The organism is Streptomyces inhibens, from assembly GCF_022221585.1.
Lineage (GTDB): Bacteria > Actinomycetota > Actinomycetes > Streptomycetales > Streptomycetaceae > Streptomyces > Streptomyces inhibens.
In genome coordinates this window covers 7651550-7675793 of the sequence record NZ_CP084681.1, presented here as the reverse complement: position 1 = coordinate 7675793, position 24244 = coordinate 7651550, and the positions used below count along the sequence as shown (strand labels likewise).

Here is a 24244-nt window from a genome sequence, read left to right as displayed (position 1 = left end):
TGCCCGGCGGGCGCCGCGGTTCAGCTTCCCGTGGTGCGTATCCAGACGGTGGTCCACGGCGGCAGCCGGTCGCCGGTGACCGGTGCGGAGGACAGCAGCGCCTCGCCGTCCGGCAGCGAACAGGGCTCGGCCGACAGGTTCGCCACACACTCCCGGCCGCCCGAGCGGCGGAAGTGCAACAGCCCGGTGACCGCCGCTCGTCCGCCGCTGATCCACTCCAGCTCCTCGTCGGCCGTCAGCCGGCGGCGGGGCATGGTCAACAGAACGGCGACGAGCGGGAGTTGGCGGCGGGGGGCGTAGAGATCGCCCGGCCGCTCAGCCGCGCGGACGGACGTGGAGATCCAGTCCGCCCGTCCCCGGCGCCTCCACGCCCGGCAGCAGCCGCATATCGCGGCCGTAGTCGCCGCCGACGAGCGACCGGAAGGCGACCGGCTCGTCCGTGAAGAGCCCGTCGAGCCGTCGCCCGTACTCCCGCTTCGCCGCCGCGAACCGCTCCTCGGGCAGGTCGTTCGAGCCGTACACCGCGAAGGGTTCGAGCGGGGTCATGCCGGTGAACCAGAACAGTCCGTGCTGGATCGGGTGGAGGACGTCCGCCAGGCGGCCGTGGATGCCCCGGTCGGAGAAGGACGACTCGCGGGCGCCGGCCGTCACCGAGACCAGCGCGCGCCGCCCCGCCAGGGCGCCTTCGCTGTACGGAGGCGGGACCTCGGGTCCGTAACCGAACCCGGCGGTGAACACCCGGTCGATCCAGCCCTTCAGGATCGCTGGCGCCGAGAACCACCACAGCGGGAACTGCAACACCACCGCATCCGACCAGCGCACCTTCTCCTGCTCGGCCGCGATGTCCGCCGAGAGCTTCCCCGCCAGCGTGGCCCGCTCCGAGGCGTCCATCACGTACAGGCGACGGTCGGGGGCGTCATCCGGGAAGTCGTCGGCGTCGACCGAGGCCTTCCACTTCATCGCGTACAGGTCGGACACGCGCACCTCGTGTCCCGCCGCCCGCAGGTGGTCGACCGCGAAGCCGGTCAACGCGGCGTTGAGGGAACGGGGTTCGGGGTGGGCGCTGACGACAAGGATCTTCTTCATGCCGCCACCGTCTCCCGGGCGGCGACCGGTAGCCAGATCCCTGTGCGACCGGCGGACCCGTGATCCTGGTACCGCGAGGGCCACCCATACTTGAGCCCATGGACGGCGTGGACCGCATCGAGCGCACAGACGGCGTGGACAACCGCATCGGGAACGGCGTCGAGAACGGCGGCGGGATCGACCGCATCGACGGGATCGACGGGGTCGGCGACACCCGGCGGGCGCTCGGCGGCTTTCTGCGCGCCCGCCGGGGGCGCGTCGCACCGGAGCACGTCGGGCTCGCCGGCGGCCGTCGCCGGCGGGTGCGCGGGCTGCGCCGCGAGGAGCTGGCCCAGCTCGCCGGGATCAGCGTGGACTACTACGTACGCCTCGAACAGGGCCGGGCCACCCAGCCCTCCCCCGAGGTGCTCGACGCGCTCGCCGCGGCACTCGGGCTCGACACGGCGGAGCGCAGTCACCTCGCCACCCTGGCCGGCGCCAGGCGCGACCCCGCGCCCACGGCCCGGGTCAGCCCCCTGCTGCAACGGGTCCTGGACGCCATGGCCCTTCCCCGAGCTCTCGACTCCGCTCGCACAGGGGAGACCCCGATGCCGGCCTTCGCGACCGACCACCGCCTCGACGTGGTGGCCTGGAACAGCCTGGGCGCCGAACTCATCGGCGGTCTGGCCGACCCGGCCCGCCGCGATCGGAACAACGCCAGATACCTCTTCCTCGACCCGGGCTCCCGGGTCGTCCACCCCGAGTGGGAGGACAGGGCGAGCGAGGCCGTGGGCCAGCTACGGGTCGCCGCGGGGCGCTACCCCGACGACGCGGAGCTGGCCGCACTCATCACCGAACTGTCCACGCACAGCGCCGAGTTCCGGCGGATCTGGGCCACCGGCGAGATCGTGATGTGCGCGGCGGGCCGCAAACGGCTGCGGCACCCGGTGGCCGGGCTGCTCACCCTGGACTTCGAGACGCTGCACGTGCCGGCCGCGCCCGGCGAGACGGGCCTGGTGGTGCATGTGTTCAGCGCCGAGGAGGGCAGCCAGGAGGCCGTCGCCCTCGCCCGGCTGGCCACGGCACCACCGACCGCTGCGCCCGGCCACGACCGAGCTCAACTCGGATGAATCGAATGAAGGCTCAACGCTGAGCCGGTGTGCAGCGTGATGCGTACCGGCACGAGGCCGGTGGCATCGACCGACGGCTCCCCGGTGCCGGGATTACGGGCGTAGCGCGGATGGGCGCCTCCGCTGACCTGGAGGCGAATACGGTGCCCGGCAGCGAAGCGGTGGGCGGTGGAGCTCATCGGTACGGTGACCTCCGAGGGGGTCTGCCCGGCGGTCTGCAGCCGAACCAGCCCATCGCAGACATTGGTGGATCGGCTCTGCGCGTCCACATCGCACAGGCGGGCGAAGACATCGGCGTATCCGGTGTCCGTGGAGATCCGCAGTCGCGCGGAGACCGGGCCCAGGACGTCGACGGGCTCGGTCAGCGGCGGGGTGGTGAACGTCAGGACGTCCTCCCGCGCCTCCAGGGCGCTGTTGTCGCGGGGGCCGGCGCCGCGGGAGAGCAGGGGCCCGCCCAGGGAAGGGGTGGGGTCGGCGGGGTCGTAGCGGAAGGACGTCAGCGGCGCGGATCCCGTAGGGGTCTGTTGGGTGAGAGTCCCGTTCACGGCGGGGAACCAGGCAGTCGTGTCGGGGGCCGACGGCCAGTCGTCGAGGTCCCGCCACGCGCCTTCGCCGCCGACGTGCACGCGTACGGGGTGGGGACGCAGGCCGGCGGGGTCGTCGCACAGGTGCGCCCGCAGCCAGGCGAGGCTCTCGGAGAACACCTCCGGCCAGCCCTGTTGAAGTGCGGAGGTGTGTGTCCAGGGGCCGACGAGCAGGGCGGTCTCACAGCCGGCCCGGCGCAGCCGGCCGTACTGCTCGAAGGTCTGGTCGGCCAGCGCGTCGTGCCACCCGGTGATCAAACTGGTGGGCACGCTCAGCCGTTCCGCCACCTCCCCCAGGGACGTGCCGAGCCAGTACGGGTCGTCGGCGTCGGGATGGGTCATCACGTCGTCCAGCCAGGGCACTTCTCCAAAGGCGGACTCGTACGCCCGGCGCAGCGGCCGCGCGGTGGTGATCTCGCGCAGACGGCGATGCAGGCGCAGCGTCGCCTTCAGCATGGGTGCCAGCCCCTGGTGCTGGAACGTGATGCCGGCGCCGGAGACGAGGGCGTTCTCCAGGTTGAGCGCACCGCCCGCATGGAAGAAGGAGCGGGGATCGTGCATGCCGACCTGCACCACCATCGCCTTCAGCTCCGGTGGCGGGTCCAGCGCGAGCGCCCACTGCACATAGCCCAGGTAGCTGGGGCCGATCGTGCCCAGTGTTCCGGTGAACCAGGGCTGCTCCCGCAGCCAGGACACGGTGGCCCGGCCGTCGGCGGGCTCGTCGCGCCACAGGTCGAACCGGCCCCCTGAGCCGCTGGTGCCGCGGCAGCTCTGCAGGACCACGTGGAAGCCTTGTTCGGCGAAGAGCAAGCCGTACAGCGGCGACCACGGCAGGCCCCTGCCGTAAGGCGAGCGCACGAGAAGGGTCGGGAAGTCGCCCTCGGTGCGGGGGAAGTAGTGGTCGGTGAGCAAGGGGCTGCCGTCCGCGGCCGGTACCACGAGCCCTCGTTCCCAGCCGACTTCGTGCTGTTTGGCCGGGAGGCCGCGCCATGTCGCCCTCATCATCCGCGAGGACAACGGCGGCTTCCCGGGCGGCGCGGTCCAGTTGGGCCTTGGCACGACGTCGTGCGTGTGCGGTGTCATCGTTCCCCTCCACTTATTTACGTACAGTGTACGAGAATAGTGGGTGCTTGGATGGCCTTGGCAAGTCCCAACGGTCAGGAGAGGAACAGAAAGATCGTGACCCGTGGTGACGGGGCCGGCGCCACAGGCGTCGACCCCCAGCAGCTCTGGCTGAGTTCCGGTCGGCCCGCCAGAGGGCGCAAGCCCTCCTTCAGCCGCGAGGCGATCACGGCCGCGGCCGTCGCCCTGGCGGACGCCGAGGGGCTGGAAGCGGTCACCATGCGGCGAGTCGCCTCCCAGGTCGGGGCCGGCGTCATGTCGCTCTACAGCTACGCCCCCGACAAGGACACACTGCTGGAGCTGATGGTCGACCACGTCAGTGGCGAACTCCCGACGACAGATCCCCTTACGGGCGACTGGCGTACCGATCTGAAGGCCATCGGCCACCTCCAGCGCGCCCTCATGCTCCGTCACCCCTGGCTCCCCGCCGCGCTGTCCGCCCGCCGGACACTCGGCCCGCACACGCTGGCATTCCTGGAGCGCGCACTCGCCGCCCTGCGGCCCACCCGGCTGGACGGCGCCGCGAAGCTGGAGGTCTTCAGCCTGCTCACCGGCTTCGTCGCCGGACACGTCGGCTACGAGATCACACAGGCCGCAGCCGCGGACTCGCCCGACCGGGCCGCCGCCGAAGCCCGCTACCTCGCCACCGTCGCCGCCGACGGCCACCACCCCGAACTCGCCGAAGCCCTCGCCGCACCTGGCCGCCCCCTGACCCCCGACGCCACGTTCACCCGCTTCCTCGACCGCCTGATCGACGGCCTTGACACGGACTGATGCCACCCCCGCCACGCACGCGCGTCGAGCGCGCAAGGTCGACTTCCGCCACCCCTGCGACCGGTGACCGAGCTGTTCGCCATGGCTCGTGGTTCAGGTGGGCGAGTCCCTCGATGGAGCCCAGGCGGGCTTGCAGAGCGGCGTCCGGGGCCGGGGGGGTGGTCAGCAGGAGCACCCGGATCGCGGGGTGCACGGGGTCGTAGAGGTCGTCTTCGCCGTCGTCGCCGGGTGCGAGGTTGGGCTGGACCTCGATGCGACCGTCGGGGCCGTCGGCGCGGTAGTAGACGCCCCGGTAGTCGCTCTCGCGCTCGGTCAAGAGCAGCCCGAGGCGGTCGGCGACGAGCCGAGCCAGCGCGTTCGCAGAGTGCGCGCTGGTGCCGTAGGTGTGGTGGTCGGTCATGGTGCACGGACCTTGTGCGGCGAGGGGCTCGGGGCGTTGGCTGATTCGACCGCGCTCGAAGCGAGCACCGCTCGGACGAGGGCGACGAGATGAGGTGCGTTCACCTCCCGCCGGCGCGCCCGCGCGGAGAGCAACCGGCTACGCCCGGCCCAGGCCCGCGTGTTCGTCCAGGGCCGGGTGAAGAACCTCGCACGAGGGCGGAGCGTGCTGGACACACGCCGCCCGGCCCGGCCCTCGCCGCCGGCGCGGGCATCGTCCCCACCGTGGCGGTCGGCCCTTAAGGCCCGTACGGGGAGTTGTACTTGGCGACGAGGCCGAACTGGCTCTGTTCGCTGCTGGAGGACGGGACCTCCGACATGAAGGACACGGTGCCGATCACCCGCTCCGACGCTTCCTGCGCGGCGGTGTCCAGGCGCTCCAACTCCGCGGCCGACACAAGGGCGATGAGCGGCTTGCCGTGGCGGGTCACGACCACCCGCTCCCCGCCGTAGACGACACGGTTGATCAGTTCTGCGAGTTCGGCCCGGGCTTGCGTCACCGGAATCTCATAAGCCATGCTGACCATCTTAGATTCTGTACGTCCTGTACAGTTGGTGCGAACGCTCGCGCTGGGGGGAGAGCCGCGTCATGGTCCCCGTCGGCCGACTGTGAACATGATCGACAAGGAGCGGTGCGAAGTGGGCGGTAGCCTGGTCTGCTTGAAGGCGTCCGGTGGGCGGCACGCCGTGGTTTTCATCCATCCCGCAAGCGGGTCAGCCGCCTCGTTCCGCGCCCTGCAGCCGCACTTGAGGTCGGACTGTTCCGTCTACGCCTTCCAGTCGCCGGGCATCAGCCCTGACCGCCCCCGGTCCATCGAAGGCATCGCAGAGGCCTATCTGACGGAGTTTCTGAGCGCCGACTCCCGCTCAACGCCCGTTTTCGTCGGCTGGTCCTTCAGCGGGCCGGTGGCCGTGGAGATGGCGCGCCTCTGCGAGGAACGAGGAGTCGAGCCGGCGGGCGTCATCCTGCTGGACAGCGCGACCCATGAGGTTCTGGGAACCCGGACGACCGATCTCGCCACGGAGGTGGGCGGGCTCTTCGGGATCGACATGTCCCAGTCCCAGGCCTCCTCGGTCGACGGACTGCTGGACCATGCGGCGGCCGTGATCGCCGTGTCGAGCGATACGCCGGGGCTGACGGGCCAAGACCTGCGCCCCTTCTGGGACATATACAGCTGGCATCAGGGGATATTCGACGAAAGCTGGCAGGCCAAGCCTTGTGCGGCGCCGCTTTTGGTGATCCGGGCGCGTGACGAAACCGGCTGGAATGCGGCGCCGGACTGTCTCGGCTGGTCCGAGGTGGTCAACCGCCCCGCATCCATTGCCTGGGCCGGAGGTACGCACTACACGATGATGGACGACAGCAGGCTGGGAGATGTCGCGCGCATCATCGAGCAAGCCATCGACAGCTGGGCGGGCGATCCGGGGGATCCGGGCGACCTGGCGCCCCACGATGGAGTCGCTCCTGTTGCGAAGACGTGAGCTCCACCCCTCCAACTGACCGCCGATTCGGACGACGTACTGGAGCCCGAATCACCCCGGTTTCCGGTTCTTTATTTGACTGCCAGGCAGATCAGACAGCTCAAACAGCCAGATAGATCAGACAGATCATTCTCTTTGACAGGACGGTATTGTGAATCCCAGGAATTTTTCCGACTCTTATGCGCGACTGCCCCAGGCCGAGGCGCGCTACGTGGTTCCGCGCTTCGTGGAGCGCACCTCGCAGGGCGTCCGTGAGTACGACCCTTATGCGAAGCTCTTCGAGGAGCGCATCATCTTCCTCGGCGTGCAGATTGATGACGCTTCGGCCAACGACATCATGGCCCAGTTGATTTGCCTGGAGTCGATGGACCCGGACAGGGACATCTCCCTCTACATCAACAGCCCGGGCGGCTCCTTCACCGCGTTGACCGCGATTTACGACACCATGCAGTACATCAAGCCCGACATCCAGACGGTCTGCCTGGGACAGGCGGCCTCCGGCGCTGCCGTTCTGCTGGCGGCAGGTGCGCCCGGCAAGCGGATGGCGCTGCCCAACGCCCGGGTGCTGATCCATCAGCCGTACACCGAGACCGGCCGGGGCCAGGTCTCCGACCTGGAGATCCAGGCGAACGAGATCCTGCGCATGCGCTCCCAGATGGAAGAGATGTTCGCCAAGCACTCCAGCACGCCGATCGAGAAGATCCGCGACGACATCGAGCGCGACAAGATCCTCACGGCTGACATGGCACTGGAGTACGGGATTGTCGACCAGGTTGTCGTGCCGCGTAACAGCCAAATGCGCTGAATCGCGCACTGGTTAATCGCACACTGGTTAATCGGCCAGCCTGACGGCGTCGGTGGCAGCCCGGCGCCGGAAGGGTGGCAAAGCGGCATTGTCAGAAGACGAGTGCAGGCAGGCGGTCGCGTCCGTGATGTACCCCGAGGGTCCCAAGATTCCGGCTCTCACCGAAGCCGAGAGCAAGGTCGTAGATTCCTATCTGGCGGTTCTGAAACGCCTGAGCGGCGTCAACCCCACACAGACGACGGGGACATACACGGCGCTCAGAGCCGCGCAGGCACTCGTGACCGAGACACGAGAACTGCGGGACGCCCTGTCCTTGATGTTCGAGCGTCAAGAAAAAGAGATCCATGTGCGCACCATGGAGCATGCCTTGCGCTCTCTCGACGGTGACCGCTTTCTTCCGCGGCTGGGGCCGCCCGAGGGAGGGGCGCCGTCTGACGGGTCGTGACCTGGGCGGCGGGGGGGCCACGACCACTCCCGCTTGAGCATGCCCCTGTCCGGACGACGCACGGCCCACCACACGACATGACATGTCCGTGCCTGCCGGCGCTGATGGCCTCCGACGCCATTGGGGTCGGCCTCGCCCTGCGGCTCAGCTCTGCCCTGCCCTGACGCCGGCGGCTGCGACTGCGGCCGCCGGGCGTGGTCCGCGCATGGGTTGATGCGGAATTTACTGTTCCGGAAGTGGACGGGATTCATGGATTCCCGTGCACTGTATGGACCGTCCGGAGTGGGCCGGATGAACTATGAGGAGTTCGGTTCCCACCAGGGTTGACTATTTTTCACTCCTCGGGTTAGAACTAAGTTGATCTTCGTTGGCGGCACTCGGAGAGTACGCCGGCATGCAGGGTGACCTGTTTTCGGTGCGGGGTTTTTCCGTGCCCGCACCGAAGCTTTGAGATAGGGCGACCGGATTTATCTCGGGTCGCATTCGGCGATGGCTGGTACCTGTCGCCACGAAACGGGGGATGCGGAAGTGAAGACCGCCGGCGGCATTGCGGACTGTCTGAAGCGTAAAAACGGGGAAGCCCTTCGGACGGCTGTCCGTGATGTCGACCTCGACACGCGCTTCCGGGACCTGGGTGGAGAGATTTTCCTCCGCACCATGGCGACAGCCTTGCGGTCCCTCGATGAGGACCGTTTTCCCCCTCGGCCGGGACCGCCCAGGACAGGGACCCCGCCTGACGGGTCGTGACCCGGGCGGGGCGAGGTCCACGACCACTCCCGCCTGAGCACGCCCGTGCCGGGCGCAATCGATGACGACATCGAGGGCCAGGCCCACCATGTCGTCATGTCATCACGGTGGTTGAACGCTGAGCGCTCCTACCGTCGGCCCTGCCTCTCCCTCGGCAGCGGACTTTCCATCGGCCGTGCAGAAACCTTTCCCTCGACAGCGGCGACCGCCGGTGGCGCATGGTCTGCCGCATACGTGGACACCAATCTTTGCTGTTCCCGTTCAATCGACGGGATTCATAGGATTCCGCACGCCGCATGGACCGCCTGTAGCGATCCACCAGGGCGTACAGGAATTGGGGCCAGGTAACTTTCTCGCCAGGGTTGACTAGTTTTCACTCCTCGGGTTAGAACTAAGTTGATCTTCGTTGGCAGCCTCGAAAAGTGCGCCGGCGTGCAGGTGATCCGTTTTCGGTGCGGGGGTTTTGTCGTGCCCGCACAAGTGCTTTGAGATAGGGCGACCGGTTTCATCCCGGGGCGCAATCATCGATAGCTGCTTTCTATTGTCATGAAATTGGGGATGCGGAAATGAAGACCGCCGACGACATTGCGGGCTGGCTTAGGCAAAAAATCGGGGACGACCTTGGGGTGGCGGTCGGCGATGTCGACATGGACACCCAGTTCCGGGACCTGGGCATTGATTCCGCCGGGATGACCGCCCTTACCGCGCAGCTGGCAACGCAGCTCGGGGCGCCCCTCTCCCCCACTGTCGCCTGGCACTTTCCGACCATCTCGACCCTGGCCGAAGCCCTCACCGGCGGTACCGGCTCTCCGGCGCCTTCCGCGGCGTCGGCGGGTGCGGGCAGCGCGGTGCGGTCCGACGAGCCCATCGCTGTCGTGGGGTTGGCGTGCCGGTTCCCGGGTGCGTCGAACGCCGAGGCGTACTGGAACCTGCTGCGGTCCGGAATCGATGCGGTCACCGACATTCCCGCGGAGCGTTGGGACACCGAAGCGCTGTACGACCCGGATCCGTCCATGCCGGGGAAAATGAGCACCCGCCGTGGTGGCTTCCTGTCCGATGTGGACACATTCGACCCGCAGTTCTTCGGCATCTCGCCGCGAGAAGCCGCCCAGATGGACCCCCAGCAGCGACTCGCCCTCGAACTCGCCTGGACTTCCCTTCAGGACGCCGGGATACCGCCCGCGTCACTGCGCGCCGGTAGTACGGGGGTTTTCCTGGGGACCTTGTGGAGCGACTACGCACGGCTTGCCGGGCGTGACCTGGACGAGATCCAGCAGCACACCGCCACGGGCCAGGAGCCGAGCATCGTGCCGGCCCGTGTGTCGTACACCCTGGGCCTCCAGGGTCCCAGCATCGGTATCAACACCGCCTGTTCGTCATCGCTCGTCGCCGTACACCTGGCATGCCAGAGCCTGCGTTCCGGTGAGAGCACCCTGGCTCTCGCCGGCGGCGTGAACCTGGTGCTCGCGCCGGAGAGCAGCACCGCGATGTCGAAGCTCGGGGCCATGAGTCCGGCCGGGCGGTCCGCCGCGTTCGCCGCGTCCGCCGACGGTTACGTCCGGGGCGAGGGCGGCGGAATCGTGGTGCTGAAGCCGCTGTCGGTGGCGCTGGCCGACGGGGACCGGATCCACTGTCTGATCCGTGGCAGCGCGGTCAACAATGACGGCGCGAGCAACGGCCTCACCGCGCCGAACCCCTCTGCGCAGGAAGCCATGCTCCGTGCGGCCTACTCGCGGGCCGGTGTCGACGTTCACGACATCCAGTACGTGGAGGCGCACGGGACCGGAACGCGGCTGGGCGACCCGATAGAGGCCCATGCGCTCGGCAAGGTGCTGGGCGCGGGGCGGACGACCGAGTCGCCGCTGCTGATCGGTTCGGTGAAGGCCAACATCGGTCACCTGGAGGCAGCGGCCGGAATCGCCGGGCTCATCAAGGTGACCCTGGCGATGCGCCACCGGGTCATTCCCCCGACGCTCCACCACGACAAGCCCAACCCCGACATTCCCTTCGACGAGCTGCGTCTCGCCGTCCCGACCGCTCTCACCGACTGGCCGGCCGACGGCGACAAGGCCCTGGCGGGGGTCAGCTCCTTCGGGTTCGGTGGCACCAACTGCCATGTGGTCGTGGAGGGTCCGCCCGCCGACCCCGCACAGCTTCTGCCGCTGTCCGCCCCCACCCCCGAGGAACTGCGGGAGGCCGCGGACGCGATGCTGGACGCGGTGGCGAAGGCACCGTCGGGCTCGGTCCCCGACTGGTGCGGCACCGCCGCCATGCGCCTGAGCACACACCCGTACCGGGCGGCGGTGACCGTCCGGAACAGGGACGAACTGCGCAGTGCGCTGAAGGGCATTGCCTCCGGCGACGCCCCCTCCGCCGTCACAACCCCGCCTCGCCTCGCTTTCGTCTTCTCCGGCCAGGGCTCGCAGTGGTGCGGCATGGGACTCGACCTGCTGCACACCGAGCCGGTCTTCCGCGAGGCGCTGCTGGAGTGCGACCGCCTGATACACACCCACTCCGGAATCTCTGTCGTCGAGGAACTGGGCCGGGACACCGGCGATTCCCGGCTGGACACCACGACCGTGATGCAGCCGGCCGTCTTCGCCGTCCAGGTCGCTCTCGCGGCGCTGTGGCGCTCGTGGGGCATCGAGCCGGACGGCGTGGTGGGGCACAGCCTCGGTGAGGTGGCGGCGGCCCATGTGGCGGGCGCGCTTCGTCTGGAGGACGCGGTACGGGTCGTCTGTGAGCGCAGCCGTCTCATGGACCGGATCGACGGCATGGGGGCCGTGGCGGTGGTGGACCTCCCCTTCGCCGAGGTCCGGAGCCTGCTCGCCGACTACCCCGGCCTCTACCCCGCCGGCACGAACAGCACACGAAGCTCTGTCCTTTCGGGAGACGCCGCGGCACTCGACCGGTGCCTGGCGGATCTGAGCACGCGCGGTGTCCGGTGCCGACGGGTGAACATGGGCGTCGCCTCGCACAGCGGACAGTGCGACCCGCTGCTGCCCGAACTGCGCGCGGCGCTGTCCGACATACGGGCGTCGCAGGCCGGGGTTCCGGTCATGTCCTCGGTGACCGCGGACTTCGTCGACGGCAGTGCGCTCGACGCCTCGTACTGGGTGCGCAATCTGCGGGAACCGGTTCTGTTCGCTCCGGCGGTCGAGCGGCTCCTCGATGCGGGGTACGACCACTTCCTGGAGGTCAGCCCGCACGCCGTGCTCACCGGCTCGGTGGCGGAGGTCGCCGGGGACCGCGGTGCGCAGGCCCGTTCCCTGCCGTCCCAGCGTCGTGGACCGGACGCGCGCGAGGTCATGCTGAACACCCTCGGCGAGCTGTACCGCTCGGGGCGGGACATCGCATGGCGCCCTGTCTACCCGGCGGATCTGCGTCTCGTCGCGCTTCCTCCGGCGGCGGACCGACTCGCCGTCCCCGTGGCGGAGGGCCGGCGCATCCGTACCCTCCCGCTGAGCGCCCATTCCCTTCCGGCGCTGCGTCAACTCGCCGGGGAGACGGAGACCCTGCTCGCCGGGCCGGCGCACATCGGCCTGGACGACCTGAGCCACACCGCGGCACTCGGTCGCGACCACCATGAACACCGCGCGGCGGCGGTGTTCACCTCGTCCGAGGAACTCGGCGCACAGCTCCGGGAATTCGCCGCCGGCCGCTCGGTGGACGGCCTTGTGGCGGGCAAGGCCCTGCGCAGGACGACGGGCCCGGTGTTCCTCTTCTCGGGTCAGGGTGCCCACGCCGCCCGTATGGGCTGTGAGCTGTTCGCCCACGAGCCGGTCTTCCGCGCCGTCCTCGAACGGTGCGACCAGTGGCTGGCCGAGAAGGCGGGCTGGTCGCTGATCGCCGAGCTCCAGGAGCCGGAGGCGTCGTCCCGGATCGACGAGACGGAGATCACTCAGCCTGCCCTGTTCGCTCTCCAGGCCGGGCTGGCCGAACTGCTGCGGTCCTGGGGCATCCGGCCCGCCGCGGTCATCGGACACAGCGCCGGTGAGATCGCGGCCGCCTACTGCGCGGGGGTTCTCACGTTCGAGGACGCGCTCCTCGTCGCACTCCACCGGGGCCGCATACTGCAGCGGGCCACCGGCAGGGGCCGCATGGCCGCGGTGGGCCTGGGGGCGCAGGAGGTGGCGCGCCTGCTGGACGGTCGTGCGGGCGCGGTGTCCATCGCTGCCGTCAACGGCCCTCGTACGACGCTGTTGAGCGGTGAGACCGAGGCCCTGAAGGAGCTGCTCGACGGCCTCGACCCCGCCGTCTTCCGGCGGATGCTCCGCGTCGGCTACCCCTCGCACAGCCCCCAGATGCGCGTGTACCAGGAGGAGTTGGGCAGCCTGCTGGCGGACATCCGGCCGCAGGCGGGCGACGTTCCGGTGTTCTCCACCATCGACGCGGGCTTCCGCCCGGGAGAGCACTTCGACTCCGCCTACTGGATCCGGACGATCGCCGAACCCGTACGGTTCTCGGCGGCCGTCGAGGCGCTCGGCGCCGAAGGTCACCGGTCGTTCGTGGAGCTCGGTCCGCACCCTGTGCTCGTGGCCCCGGCGTCCCAGTGCCTGGAGCAGGCCGGCCACGAGGGCCTCGTCATACCGACCATGCGCCGGGAGGCCGGGGAGCAGCAGGCCCTCCGCGAGACGGCCGGCACCCTGTGGGCACACGGGCATGCCGTCGACTGGAAGGCCGTACGGTCCCGTCCCGGCCGGCTGGTGACCACACCGGACTACCCGTGGCAGCGTGAGCGGTACTGGCTCGACCCGGCGCCGCTGACCAGGCGGGAACCCGTCACCGGAACGATGCTGGAACTGCTGGCCCGCGGTGACGTGGCCCGGGTCACCGACGAGATCGCCCGCCAGGGCGGCCTGTCGGACGAGGAAATCGGTCTGCTGCCGAAGATCCTCCAGCGGCTTGCGCCGGTGGGGGCCGAGCAGACGCACGAGTGGCTGCACCGCGTCGTCTGGCGTGAGAAGCCGCTCGGGGCCCCGGCGAAGACCGCCGGCTCCGGCAGCTGGATCGTTGTGGCCGACGACCCGGAGGGGCCGCTCGCCCGCTCGGTGTCGCAGGCCCTTCGCTCGGCCGGGGAGGAATGCAGCCTCGTCCGGGTACCGGCAGGGCCGAAGGAGGAGCTGTCGGCCGCGCTGCGGCAGGCCGCCCGGGAGCTCCGCGCTCCGTGTCGCGGCGTGCTGCAACTCGCCGGCGAAGGCCCGAAGGCGGGGCCCGAGGAGTCCCTGGAGCGCATCCTTCGTCCGGCCCTTGCCACGGTGCAGGCTCTCGCCTCCTGGGAGGAGCGGTCCGCGCCGCGACTGTGGCTCGTCACCTCGGGCGCACAGCCCGTGGGCGAGCAGCCCGCCACGGGCAACGTGGCCCACGGCGCCCTGTGGGGGTTCGGCCGGGTCGTCGCCCTCGAACACCCCGAGGTGTGGGGCGGCCTCGTGGACCTCGACCCGGCACCGGCCGACCCGGCACGGGCGGCGGGCGCGCTGGTGAAGGAACTCCTCGCCGGAGACGGTGAGGACCAGGTGGCCTTCCGTGCCGGCGGCCGCCATGTGGCACGGGTGGCGCTCGACGAGCAGGACCCCGGGTCCGCGCGGCAGACCTCGGTCCGTCCGGACGGCGGCTACCTGATCACCGGAGGACTCGGCGGACTGGGTCTTGTGGTCGCCCGCCGGCTGATCGCCGCGGGAGCCCGGCACCTGGTGCTGCTGGGCCGTCGCGCGCCGGACGCGGACGCCCTCGCCACACTCGCCGAACTGACCTCGTCCGGTGCCACCGTGGACGTCCTGCAGGCCGACGTCACCCGTGTCGAGGACGTACGGGACGTCGTGAGCGCCTTCGGGCGGCAACGCCCCCCGCTGCGTGGCGTCTTCCACGCCGCCGGCGTCCTCGACGACGGAACGCTGCTCCAGCAGGACTGGGACCGGTACCGGGCCGTCCTGGCTCCCAAGGTGATCGGCGCGCACCACCTGGACCTCTGCACCCGGGACCTGCCGCTCGACTTCTTCGTGCTGTTCTCCTCGTTCGTCGCCGTCCTCGGATCCCCGGGGCAGGGCAACTACGCGGCGGCGAACGCCGCGCTGGACAGCCTGGCTCACCACCGCAGTGCGCTGGGGCTCCCCGCCACGAGCGTGAACTGGGGACCGTGGGAGAACGTCGGCATGACGGACTCGGCGGCCGGTGCGCGGTACCGCTGGAGCGAACGCGGGGCCCGGACGATCGGTCGTGACGAGGGTGCCCGTCTGTTCGACCGGATCCTGGAACGTCCCGCACCCCAAGTGGGCGTGTTCTCGGTCGACTGGGGGGTGTACCGCGACTGGCTGCACCCCACGGCCAACCGTGAACTGCTCGCTCTGGTGCACGCCTCGGCCGGAGCGGAGAGCGCCGAGGACGACACGGACACCGCGTCCTCCCTGGCCGACCAGCTGGCCGCGCTCGATCCCGGGGACCGGATGGAGCACCTGGTCGCGCACCTGGCCGCCAAGGTGGCCGACATCGTGGGCTTCGCCGCGGATCACGTCGTGGACCCCGACATCGGCTTCTTCCAGCTCGGCATGGACTCGCTCATGAAGCTGAAGCTGGTGACCCGCCTGCGGGAGGACCTGGGCGACCGGCTGACCGTGTCCGGGACGCTGCCCTTCGACCATCCGACCTGCGCGTCCCTCGCCGCCCATCTCCTCGACGAGCTGGCGCTCGCCCCGGGCGACGCGGCAGAGCCCGACGAGGACGGCGTGGAGGAGCTGTTGGCCGAAGTGGAACGGCTCTCCGCCGACGAAGCAGCGCTGTATTTGGACCAACTCACCATGGAAAACCAGTCCGGAGGGGACCAGACGCATGAGTAGCATCGCCGATCGGATCGCGGCGCTCCCCGCGTCCCAGCGGGCCCTGCTGGAAGAACGACTGCGGAAGCAACAGCGCGCCGCCGCTCCGGCTCCTGAACCGATCGCCGTGGTCGGCATGGGATGCCGCTTCCCCGGTGGGGTCAGCGATCCCGAGACCTTCTGGAAACTGCTGAAGTCCCGGACGGACGCGACCTCCACCGTGCCCGCCGGCCGTTGGGACGCCGAGCTCCTGCACGACCCGGAGACGGCGCGGCCCGGCACCGTGCGCTCGAAGCGCGGCGGTTTTCTCGACAGCATCGACACGTTCGACGCCGAGTTCTTCGGTATTCCCCCGCGGGAGGCGGAAACCCTCGATCCTCAGCACAGGCTGCTGCTGGAGGTCGCCTGGGAAGCCCTGGAACACATGGGGCAGGCGCCCACGGCGCTGCAGGGGACCCAGACGGGTGTCTTCGTCGGCATCGGGATCGATGACTACAAGCTCCTGCAGACCAGCGACCTGTCACGGATCGACGGGCACATGGGTACCGGCAACCTCTTCTGCGCGGCTGCCGGGCGCCTGTCCTACCTCCTGGGCGTGCGCGGCCCCTCCCTGGCCGTCGACACCGGTTGCTCCTCGTCCCTGGTGACGGTCCACCTGGCGATGCAGAGCCTGCGCTCGGGCGAGTGCGACCTCGCGCTCGCCGGGGGTGTCCACCTCATGGTCGCCCCGGAGATGAACGTCTATCTCTCCCAGGCCGGTGTGCTGTCGCCCCAGGGGCGCAGCCGCGCCTTCGACGCGTCGGCCGACGGGTACTCCCGTGGCGAGGGCGCCGGAATCGTCGTCCTCAAGCGCCTGGCGGACGCCCAGGCCGCCGGTGACACGGTGCTGGCGGTGCTGCGGGGCTCCGCCGTCAACCACGGGGGCCGCGGCAGCGGCCTCACCGTCCCCAACGGCAGCGCCCAGAAGGACCTGATCAGCAGTGCTCTGAAGGCCGGGCGGGCGGAGCCTGCGGACATCGACTACGTCGAAACGCATGGCACCGGCACCCCGATCGGCGATCCCATCGAGGCGAACGCGCTCGGTGCCGTCTACAAGCAGGGCCGGACCTCCGACCGTCCGCTGCTCATGGGCACGGTGAAGACGAACGTCGGGCACCTGGAGGCGGCCGCGGGCATCGCCGGTCTCATGAAGGTGGTGCTGTCCCTGCGCCACGAGGAGATACCGGCCCATCTCCATCTGCGGGACCGCAATCCGCAGATCGCCTGGGACGAGCTCCTGCTCGACGTCCCCACCGAAGCCAGGCCGTGGCTCCGGAGCGACCGGGCCCGTATGGCCGGAGTCAGTTCGTTCGGGATCGGCGGCACCAATGCGCATGTGATCGTCGAGGAGGCGCCGTCCGTCGCCCCGGCGCCGGCCGGTGTCCCGGAGCGGTCACATCACCCCGTCGCGCTGTCCGCCCGGGACGAACCGGCCCTGCGCGGCCTGGTCGAGCGCTACCGGCGCCACCTCGAACGGCACCCGGACGTGGCCTGCGCGGATATGACGTACTCGGCGAACACGGGGCGCGCCCACTTCGCGCACCGCGCCTTCTTCGTCGCGTCGGACACCGAAGACCTGACGGCACAACTGGCGTCCTGGGAGGCGCCCAGGACACCGGCCACCTCCCGTGGCCCCGGCCGCGATTTCCGCACCGCGTTCCTCTTCACCGGGCAGGCGTCGCAGTACTTCGGTATGGGCGCCGGGCTGTACGCCAACCAGCAGGTGTTCCGGCAGGCGATCGACACCTGCGCCGAGCTGCTGCGGGAGCGGTACGGATGGTCCCTGACCGACGTCCTCTACGCGGAGGACGGCGACCGGTCGCTGATCGACCGCACGGAGTACGCGCAGCCGGCTCTCTTCTCGGTGGCCTACGCACTGGTGTCGATGTGGAAGGCGTGGGGCATCACGCCGTCCGTCATCCTCGGCCACAGCGTCGGCGAGCTCGCGGGAGCCTGCACCGCCGGGATCCTGCGGCTGGAGGACGCGCTGACGCTGGTCGCCGAACGCGGCCGGCTGATGTCGCGGCTGCCGGGTGACGGCGGGATGGCCGTCGTCCTCGCGGACGAGCCGACCGTGTCCGCGATGCTCGAACCCTATGCGGGGCGTCTGAGCGTCGCGGCGGTGAACGGCCCGCTCCAGACGGTGGTGTCGGGTCCCGTCGACGTCCTGGACGAACTGCTCGGATCGCTGCGGGACAAGGAGGTCGGCGCCCGCCGGCTCAACACCTCGCACGCCTTCCACTCCGCGCTCATGGACCCGATGCTGGAGCCGTTCGGCGCCCTGGCCGCCGGCGTGGCGCACCGGCAGGGGAACGTCCCGGTCATCTCCACGGTCACGGGTCGGCAGATCCGCGGCGAGGAGATGCTCCGGGAGGACTACTGGAGGCACAACGCCCGCGAGACGGTCCGTTTCCTGCCGGCCGTCCACACGCTGCTGGAGCGGCGGTTCGACGCGGTCCTGGAGATCGGCCCGGAGCCGGTCCTGACCCGTCTGGTCGGCAAGCAGGGCCTGGATCCCCGCGAGGACCGCCGCTGGCTGCCCTCCCTGTCCCGCCACACCGACGACTGGCAGCAGGTCCTCCGGACCGTGGGGAGCCTGTACGCGGCCGGCGCCGACATCAACTGGCACGCCGTGGACGCCGGGTTCGCCCGGAACAGGGTTGTGCTGCCCACCTATCCGTTCCAGCGCAAGCGCTACTGGAGGGACACCCGGGCCACTCGTGGCACCCGCCCGGTGGGCACCCCCGTCTTCCCGGGCACCCGGCTGAGCTCACCCGCGCTGCGCGACACGGTGTACCAAAGCCGGTTCACGGCCGACTCCCCGGCCTTCCTGGCCGATCACGTGCTCTTCGGCGCGGTGGTCGTTCCCGCCGCGTCCCACCTGGCCATGACCGTCTCCGCCGCCGTGCAGGGGCGCGAGGGCGCGGGCGCTCTGCTGGAAGGCGTCTCCTTCCCCCAGGCGTTGACCGTGGACCACGCCGAGCGAGAGATTCAGCTGATCATCGAGGGCGACGACGATGCGGAGCCCCGGGCCTTCCGTGTGGTCAGCGCGCCTGCGGGGACCACGGACCAGCAGGCCTGGACAACCCACGCCACGGGCACGGTGCGCGGATCGTCGGCAGCGGGGACGGCACGTCGGGTGCCCGCGGTGGACGAGCTGCTGGGCCGGCAGGGCCGGCGCCTCGACGGTGCCGACTTCTACGCCGCGATGCGGGAGAGCGGCGCCGACCTCGGCCCCGGCTTCCGCTACCTCAGCGAGATGACGCGCCATCCAGGCGAGGTCCTGATCCGGATGCTCCCGCCGGAGCAGGACGACAGGGACGGCGGCTTCCTCCTGCCTCCGGGACTGGTCGACTCGTGCGTACAGGCCGTGGTGGCCCTGGTCTGGGCCGGCCGGCCGGGTGAGGAGCTGGGCGTACGGGTGCCCATCCGCCTGGACGGTATGCGGTTCCACCAGGCGCCGCCGGTCGCGCCCCTGTGGTGCCACGTTCAGGAGCGCCCGGACCAGAGCCCGGACGACGACACCGTCGTGGCGGACCTGCTGCTGTTCGACGACGACGGCAACACCGTTCTGGAGATGGACGGCCTGTGGCTGCGCCGTGTGTCGGGGGATGCCCTGCTGCGCCGGGACGCCGCCGTCGTCCGGCAGCCCGTCTGGGAGGCCACGGAAGCTCGGCCGGTACCCGCCGACGGCACGCTGCCCACCGCGCAATGGCTGGTCCTGGCCGACCGCCGGGGTGTCGGCGCCGCGCTGGCCGCACGGCTGCGGGCGAACGAGCACCGGGTCACGGTGGTCGAGGCCGGTGCCCACGAAGAGGCGGGCCTCAAGACGCTGGTACGGGAACGGACCGCTGATGGCGGCCCGTTGAACGTGGCCTTCCTGTGGGGGCTCGACGAGCCCGAGGACGAGCCCACCGCGGACGCGCTCGACCAGGCTCAGGGGACGGTGTCCGCGGCCCTGCTGGCCCTCCTCCAGGAGCTGGGCAGCGCCGGGCGTGACGCACGGGTGCTGGTGGCGACCCGTGGCGCGCAGTCGCTCTCCCGGCACCCGGTCGGGGTCGTGCACGCTCCGCTGTGGGGCCTGGCGGCCATCGCGAACGCCGAGAACCCGGACGTACGCTGCGTCCTGGTCGATCTCGACCCGGACGAGCGGGCGGCGGAGAGCGCGGCCGAAGCGCTCTGCGCGGAGGCACTCGGGGCCGTCGGCGACGACCGGATCGCCTTCCGCGGCGGCCGGCGTCATATCGCCGGGACGGCGGTGCCGGCGCTCGCGCACGACACTGCCGCGGCCGAGGAGTTGGTGCGGCCGGACGGCACCTATCTGGTGACCGGCGGGCTCGGTGCGCTGGGCCTGCACACGGCCGACTGGCTGGTGAACGGCGGTGCCCGGCATCTCGTTCTGGTCGGGCGCCGGGCTCCGTCGGAGGACGCCGACCGCAGCATCCGCGAGTGGGAGCGGGCAGGCGTCCAGGTGGTCGTCCGTCAGGCCGATGTCGCGGACTTCCACGCCGTGCAGCGGGTACTCGCGGAGCTGGAAACCTCCATGCCGCCGCTGCGCGGAGTGATCCACGCGGCCGGTGTGCTGGACGACGGCAGTATCCAGCGGCAGAACGCCCATCGTCTGCGCTCGGTGATGGCTCCGAAGACGCGCGGCGCATGGAACCTCCACCTGCTGACCCGAGACGCGAAGCTGGACTTCTTCGTCCTCTACTCCTCCGTGGCCGCCCTCATGGGCTCTCGTGGCCAGAGTGGCTACGCCGCCGGCAACTCCTTCGTCGACGCTCTCGCTCACCACCGGGAGTTCCTCGGGCTGACCGGCACCAGCGTGGCATGGGGCCCGTGGAGCGGCGACGGGATGGTCGCGACCCTTGACGCGCACGCCGGCCGCCGGGTGCGGGAGAGCGGCTTCGGCATGCTGGAGCCCGAGCCCGCGTTCCGCGCGCTGGAGGACGTGCTGCGGGCCGGTATCCCGCATGCGTACGTCTATGCCGGTGAGCCGGCCGGCGTGCGACCGGCCGGGGCGGGCCTGCCGGGAGGAGCGCGTCGGGAAAGCCCGTCCGCGGCCCAGCAGTCCGTGTACGACCGGCCCGCCGCCCTCGGGGCCGCGCTCGCGCCGAGGAATGAGACGGAGACGAAGCTCGTCGCCATCTGGGAGTCGCTGCTCGGCATCCATCCCATCGGGGTGGAGGACGACTACTTCCAGCTGGGCGGCGACTCCATCACCAGCCTGCGGATCATCAGCCGGGCCAAGCAGGCGGGCATCCGGCTCACCGAGGCCGACCTCTTCTCCCACCCGACCGTGGCGGAGCTGGCGGCCGCGGCGAGCACGGTTCCCACGCCGGAGGACAGCGGGCCGGAGAAGAACGGCCCGGCGGCGGACGCACCTCAAGGCGTCGGTGTCCAGAGCACTCATCTGGCCGAGGGCGACCTGCGGCGGCTGCTGTCCCGTATCGGGTCCGCCGCGACCGAGGCCCCTGATGTCACGGCGCGAAACGGCGATGCGGCCAACGACAGCACCACAGAAAGGCGGAGCCGATGACCACGAGCATTGAGGGTGTACATCCCCTCTCTCCCCTCCAGCAGGGCCTCCTCTACCACACCATCCTCGACCCCGGTACGTCCTTCTACGTCGACCAGGTGATCCAGAAGCTCGACGGCGACCTGGACCCCGAAGCGCTGGAGCAGGCGTGGCAGCGGGCGGTCGACCGGCACACCATCTTGCGGTCCTCGTACCACTGGGAAGAGATCGAGGAGCCCGCGCAGGTCGTGTACGCCGCCGGCACCGCGCGGATCGAGCGGCACGACTGGCGGGACACCGGATCCGGTGACGACGTCGAGACCGGTGACGACGTCGAGGAGCGGCTGGAGAACTTCCTGCGCACCGACCGGCGCCGGGGGTTCCAGCTGGACCGCCCGCCGTTGTTCCGGCTGCACCTCATCCGTGTCGCCGAGCGGAGGCACCTCTTCGTCTTCCGCTACCACCACATCCTGCTCGACGCCTGGTCGGCTCTGATGCTGCTGGAGGAGGCGCTGTCCTCCTACGACCATCTGGTGCAGGGCCGGCAGCTGCCCTCCCGGGCCGTCCGGCCGTACCACGACTACGTCGCGTGGATTCGCCGCCAGGACATGAGCCGGGCCGAGGAGTTCTGGCGCGCCGAACTGGCCGGCTTCCGGCCCGCGCCGCTGGCCGTGGCCGCCCCGGAGGGCACCGACGGCGCACCGGCGGAGACCGGCACGGACACCGGCCGGGAGAACCCGGAGGTGTCGCGGGTGCTCACCCGGGAGACCGGGGACGCCCTGCGCCGGCTCGCCCGTGAGCACCGGCTCACCCTCGGCACCGTGCTGCAGACCGCGTGGGGCCTGTTGTTGAGCAGGTACACCGATCAGCAGGACGTCGTGTTCGGGATGACCATGACGCACCGGCCGGCCGAGCTGGACGGGATCGAGGACACCCTCGGGCTGTTCATCAACACGCTGCCGCTGCGGATACGGACGGCCCCGCACCGTCCGTTCGCCGAGTCGTGCGCCCGGGTGCAGGCCGCGCAGACGAGAATGCGGGGCTTCCTGGCCAGTCCCCTGGCGGAAGTGCAGCAGTGGAGCGATGCCGCACCGGGTGAGTCCCTGTTCGACAGCATCATGACGATCCTCAACGTGCCGCGGATCACGAACCTGGGACGCCGGACCGGCGAACTCGACGTCCGAGGGGGCGAATACCGCTACCACACCAACTATCCGCTGGCCGTTCTCGTCATCCCCGACGAGGAGATCAGCCTGCGCATCGGCTACGACCGGAGCCGCTTCGACACGGCCGTCGTCGAGCGCATGCTGGGGCACTTCGCCACGATCCTGGAAACGGTGGCCGCCGACTTCACGCTGCCGGCCGGCCGGATCTCCCTGCTGACCGGTGGGGAGCGGCAGCAGCTCGACGAGTGGAGCGCCGGCGAGACCGTCGCCTCACCCGGCCTGTGCGCGCAGCGCCTGTTCGAGGAGCATGCGGAGCTGTCACCGGACGCACCGGCCGTGACCTTCGGATCCCAGGTTCTGACGTATCGTCAACTCGATGAGCGCGCCAACCAGATGGCGCACCTGCTGCAAGAACACGGCATCGGGCCGGAGTCCCGTGTCGGGCTCTGCCTGGACCGCTCGATCGAGCTCATCGTCGCGATGCTGGGCGTGCTCAAGGCCGGTGGAGCGTTCGTACCGCTCGACCCCGCGTACCCCGCGGACCGTCTTGACTTCATGAGCCGGGACGCCGAGCTGTCCCTGCTGCTGACGAGCACCACGGCGCAGGCGCACCTGCCCGCGCTCGATGTCCGCAGCCTTCTGCTGGACGAGCAGACCGAGGCGCTCGACCGGCACAGCACCGCATCCGTCGCCGGCGGTCCGCAGCCGAGCGACCTCGCGTACGTCATCTACACCTCGGGGTCGACCGGGCGGCCCAAGGGGGCGCTCATCCCCCACGACGGGCTGGTGAACAGCTGCCTCGCGCAGAAGGACGCGTTCGGCATCGGCGCCGAGGACCGGGTGTTGCAGTGGGCGTCCCCGAGCTTCGACGCATCGGTGTTCGAAGTCTTCCTGGCTCTGGGTGCGGGGGCGGTCCTGTGCCTCGCCTCCCAGGAGGACGTCATCCCCGGCCCGGGGCTCGTCGACCTGCTCGACCGCGAGCGCATCACCTGTCTGGTGATGGCTCCTTCCGCGCTCGCCGCCCTCCCGCTGGAGGCGCCGGCGCGGCTGCCCGGGCTGCGCAGCATCGTGCTCGGGGGCGAATCGATCTCCACGGCGCTGCTCGACCGCTGGTGCCCCGGCCGACGGATCTTCAATGTGTACGGGCACACGGAGACCAGCATCTGGGCCACGGTGGAGGAGTGCGTGGCGGACGGGCGTCCCCCGTCGGTCGGCCGGCCGATCCGCGGCATCCAGCTCCATCTGCTCGACGGCAACGGACAGCCGGTCCCGGTCGGCATCCCGGGTGAGCTCTGTCTCGGTGGTGTCGGAGTCGGCCGTGGCTACCTGAACCGGGCCCGCCTCACCGCCGAACGCTTTCAGCCGGACCCCTTCTCCGGCGTCCCCGGCGCCCGTCTCTACCGGAGCGGAGACCTGCTGTGCAGGCGTCCCGACGGACGGCTCGACTTCGTCGGCAGAGTGGACGGACAGGCCAAGATCCGGGGCCTGCGCATCGAGACGGGCGAGGTGGAGAGCGCCTTGCGTGAGCATCCGGAGGTCAAGGACGCCGCCGTCCAGGTGCGCGACGGCATCGGCGGGAACGATGCCGACCAGAGGCTGGTGGCCTACCTGTTGCTGCGGCCGGGTGACGAGCGGCCGGACGAGGACTGGCGCCTCTTCCTGCGCAAGACGCTGCCGGACTACATGGTGCCCAACTCCTTCGTCACGCTGGACGCCCTCCCCCTGACGTCCAACGGCAAGCTGGACTACGCGGCCCTGCCGGAGCCCGAGCGGAGTGTCGCGGCCGACGGGCGGTCGGCGCGGCTCACCCCCTTGGAGAGCAAGGTGGCCGAGGTGTGGGCCCAGACGCTGGGACTGGACGGCGTGGGCGCGCACGAGGACTTCTTCGCGCTGGGCGGTAACTCCATCAAGGCCACGCGTATCGCGTCCCGCATACGTCAGGAATGGCAGGTGGAATTCTCCGTGCGAGCGGTGCTGGAAGGCGGAACCGTCGTCGACTGCGCGGCCGCGCTCACGCAGGCGCTGGCGACCGGAACGAACGAGCCGTCGGCGAACTGAGCTCCGGCCACCTTGTTCCCACCGGTCATTACCGGCCGCTTTTCCCGGCGAGCGCGGAA

The 24244-nt window shown here is 70.4% G+C and carries 13 protein-coding genes; 8 read left to right on the top strand and 5 right to left on the bottom strand.

The features are described 5' to 3' along the window. Positions 1-20: 20 nt before the first annotated feature. Positions 21-254: a DUF3459 domain-containing protein gene (locus tag KI385_RS34405; RefSeq protein ID WP_342593489.1), complete on the bottom strand. Its 234-nt coding sequence runs from the start codon at positions 252-254 to the stop codon at positions 21-23. 61 nt (positions 255-315) lie between these two features. Then, the gene (locus KI385_RS34400) at positions 316-1086 is read right to left on the bottom strand and encodes an NAD(P)H-dependent oxidoreductase (RefSeq protein ID WP_238575954.1); all 771 of its coding nucleotides are present in this window, start codon (positions 1084-1086) and stop codon (positions 316-318) included. 98 nt (positions 1087-1184) lie between these two features. On the opposite strand from KI385_RS34400, the gene KI385_RS34395 reads away from it, so the two are divergent. Then, the gene (locus tag KI385_RS34395) at positions 1185-2195 is read left to right on the top strand and encodes an MmyB family transcriptional regulator (protein ID WP_238575953.1); all 1011 of its coding nucleotides are present in this window, start codon (positions 1185-1187) and stop codon (positions 2193-2195) included. On the opposite strand, the gene KI385_RS34390 is transcribed toward KI385_RS34395, so the two are convergent. After that, the gene (locus KI385_RS34390) at positions 2183-3781 is read right to left on the bottom strand and encodes a CocE/NonD family hydrolase (RefSeq protein ID WP_238577975.1); all 1599 of its coding nucleotides are present in this window, start codon (positions 3779-3781) and stop codon (positions 2183-2185) included. The genes KI385_RS34395 and KI385_RS34390 overlap by 13 nt on opposite strands. Before the next feature lie 132 nt (positions 3782-3913). Here KI385_RS34390 and KI385_RS34385 point away from each other — a divergent pair, with 132 nt between their 5' ends. After that, positions 3914-4675 carry a TetR/AcrR family transcriptional regulator C-terminal domain-containing protein gene (locus KI385_RS34385; protein WP_425357009.1) on the top strand — a complete coding sequence of 254 codons (762 nt, stop codon included), beginning with the start codon at positions 3914-3916 and terminating at the stop codon, positions 4673-4675. Here the strand turns inward: KI385_RS34385 and KI385_RS34380 are convergent. Continuing rightward, positions 4629-5075, bottom strand: coding sequence for a hypothetical protein (locus tag KI385_RS34380; protein ID WP_238575951.1), 447 nt, complete (start codon positions 5073-5075; stop codon positions 4629-4631). The genes KI385_RS34385 and KI385_RS34380 overlap by 47 nt on opposite strands. 277 nt (positions 5076-5352) lie before the next feature. Further along, entirely contained in the window at positions 5353-5631 is a 279-nt protein-coding gene (locus tag KI385_RS34375; RefSeq protein WP_128507429.1) for a type II toxin-antitoxin system Phd/YefM family antitoxin, read from the bottom strand. Positions 5632-5728: 97 nt separating this feature from the next. Between KI385_RS34375 and KI385_RS34370 the strand changes: the two genes are divergently transcribed. The 6 genes from KI385_RS34370 (at position 5729) to KI385_RS34345 (ending at position 24185) form a co-directional block, all read left to right on the top strand. Beyond that, positions 5729-6595, top strand: a complete 867-nt coding sequence (locus KI385_RS34370; protein WP_238575950.1) for a thioesterase domain-containing protein — start codon at positions 5729-5731, stop codon at positions 6593-6595. Positions 6596-6746: 151 nt separating this feature from the next. Further along, on the top strand, positions 6747-7400 hold the full coding sequence (locus tag KI385_RS34365) for an ATP-dependent Clp protease proteolytic subunit (RefSeq protein WP_238575949.1): 654 nt from the start codon (positions 6747-6749) through the stop codon (positions 7398-7400). Between the two features lie 88 nt (positions 7401-7488). Continuing rightward, positions 7489-7845: a hypothetical protein gene (locus KI385_RS34360; protein ID WP_342593488.1), complete on the top strand. Its 357-nt coding sequence runs from the start codon at positions 7489-7491 to the stop codon at positions 7843-7845. 1313 nt (positions 7846-9158) lie between these two features. Further along, on the top strand, positions 9159-15425 hold the full coding sequence (locus KI385_RS34355; protein WP_238575948.1) for a type I polyketide synthase: 6267 nt from the start codon (positions 9159-9161) through the stop codon (positions 15423-15425). Further along, complete coding sequence (locus tag KI385_RS34350) at positions 15418-20982, top strand: type I polyketide synthase (protein WP_238575947.1); 5565 nt, start codon at positions 15418-15420, stop codon at positions 20980-20982. The genes KI385_RS34355 and KI385_RS34350 overlap by 8 nt, the downstream gene beginning before the upstream one ends. Beyond that, entirely contained in the window at positions 20979-24185 is a 3207-nt protein-coding gene (locus KI385_RS34345) for an amino acid adenylation domain-containing protein (protein ID WP_238575946.1), read from the top strand. The genes KI385_RS34350 and KI385_RS34345 overlap by 4 nt, the downstream gene beginning before the upstream one ends. Positions 24186-24244 lie beyond the last annotated feature (59 nt).

What these genes read in the sequence shown, in the direction of transcription:
- KI385_RS34370 (WP_238575950.1), top strand. Translation starts at nt 5,729, where the DNA reads ATGATCGACAAGGAGCGGTGCGAAGTGGGCGGTAGCCTGGTCTGCTTG.
- KI385_RS34400 (WP_238575954.1), bottom strand. Translation starts at nt 1,086, where the DNA reads ATGAAGAAGATCCTTGTCGTCAGCGCCCACCCCGAACCCCGTTCCCTC.
- KI385_RS34385 (WP_425357009.1), top strand. Translation starts at nt 3,914, where the DNA reads ATGGCCTTGGCAAGTCCCAACGGTCAGGAGAGGAACAGAAAGATCGTG.
- KI385_RS34375 (WP_128507429.1), bottom strand. Translation starts at nt 5,631, where the DNA reads ATGGCTTATGAGATTCCGGTGACGCAAGCCCGGGCCGAACTCGCAGAA.
- KI385_RS34355 (WP_238575948.1), top strand. Translation starts at nt 9,159, where the DNA reads ATGAAGACCGCCGACGACATTGCGGGCTGGCTTAGGCAAAAAATCGGG.
- KI385_RS34345 (WP_238575946.1), top strand. Translation starts at nt 20,979, where the DNA reads ATGACCACGAGCATTGAGGGTGTACATCCCCTCTCTCCCCTCCAGCAG.
- KI385_RS34395 (WP_238575953.1), top strand. Translation starts at nt 1,185, where the DNA reads ATGGACGGCGTGGACCGCATCGAGCGCACAGACGGCGTGGACAACCGC.
- KI385_RS34350 (WP_238575947.1), top strand. Translation starts at nt 15,418, where the DNA reads ATGAGTAGCATCGCCGATCGGATCGCGGCGCTCCCCGCGTCCCAGCGG.
- KI385_RS34390 (WP_238577975.1), bottom strand. Translation starts at nt 3,781, where the DNA reads ATGAGGGCGACATGGCGCGGCCTCCCGGCCAAACAGCACGAAGTCGGC.
- KI385_RS34380 (WP_238575951.1), bottom strand. Translation starts at nt 5,075, where the DNA reads ATGACCGACCACCACACCTACGGCACCAGCGCGCACTCTGCGAACGCG.
- KI385_RS34405 (WP_342593489.1), bottom strand. Translation starts at nt 254, where the DNA reads ATGCCCCGCCGCCGGCTGACGGCCGACGAGGAGCTGGAGTGGATCAGC.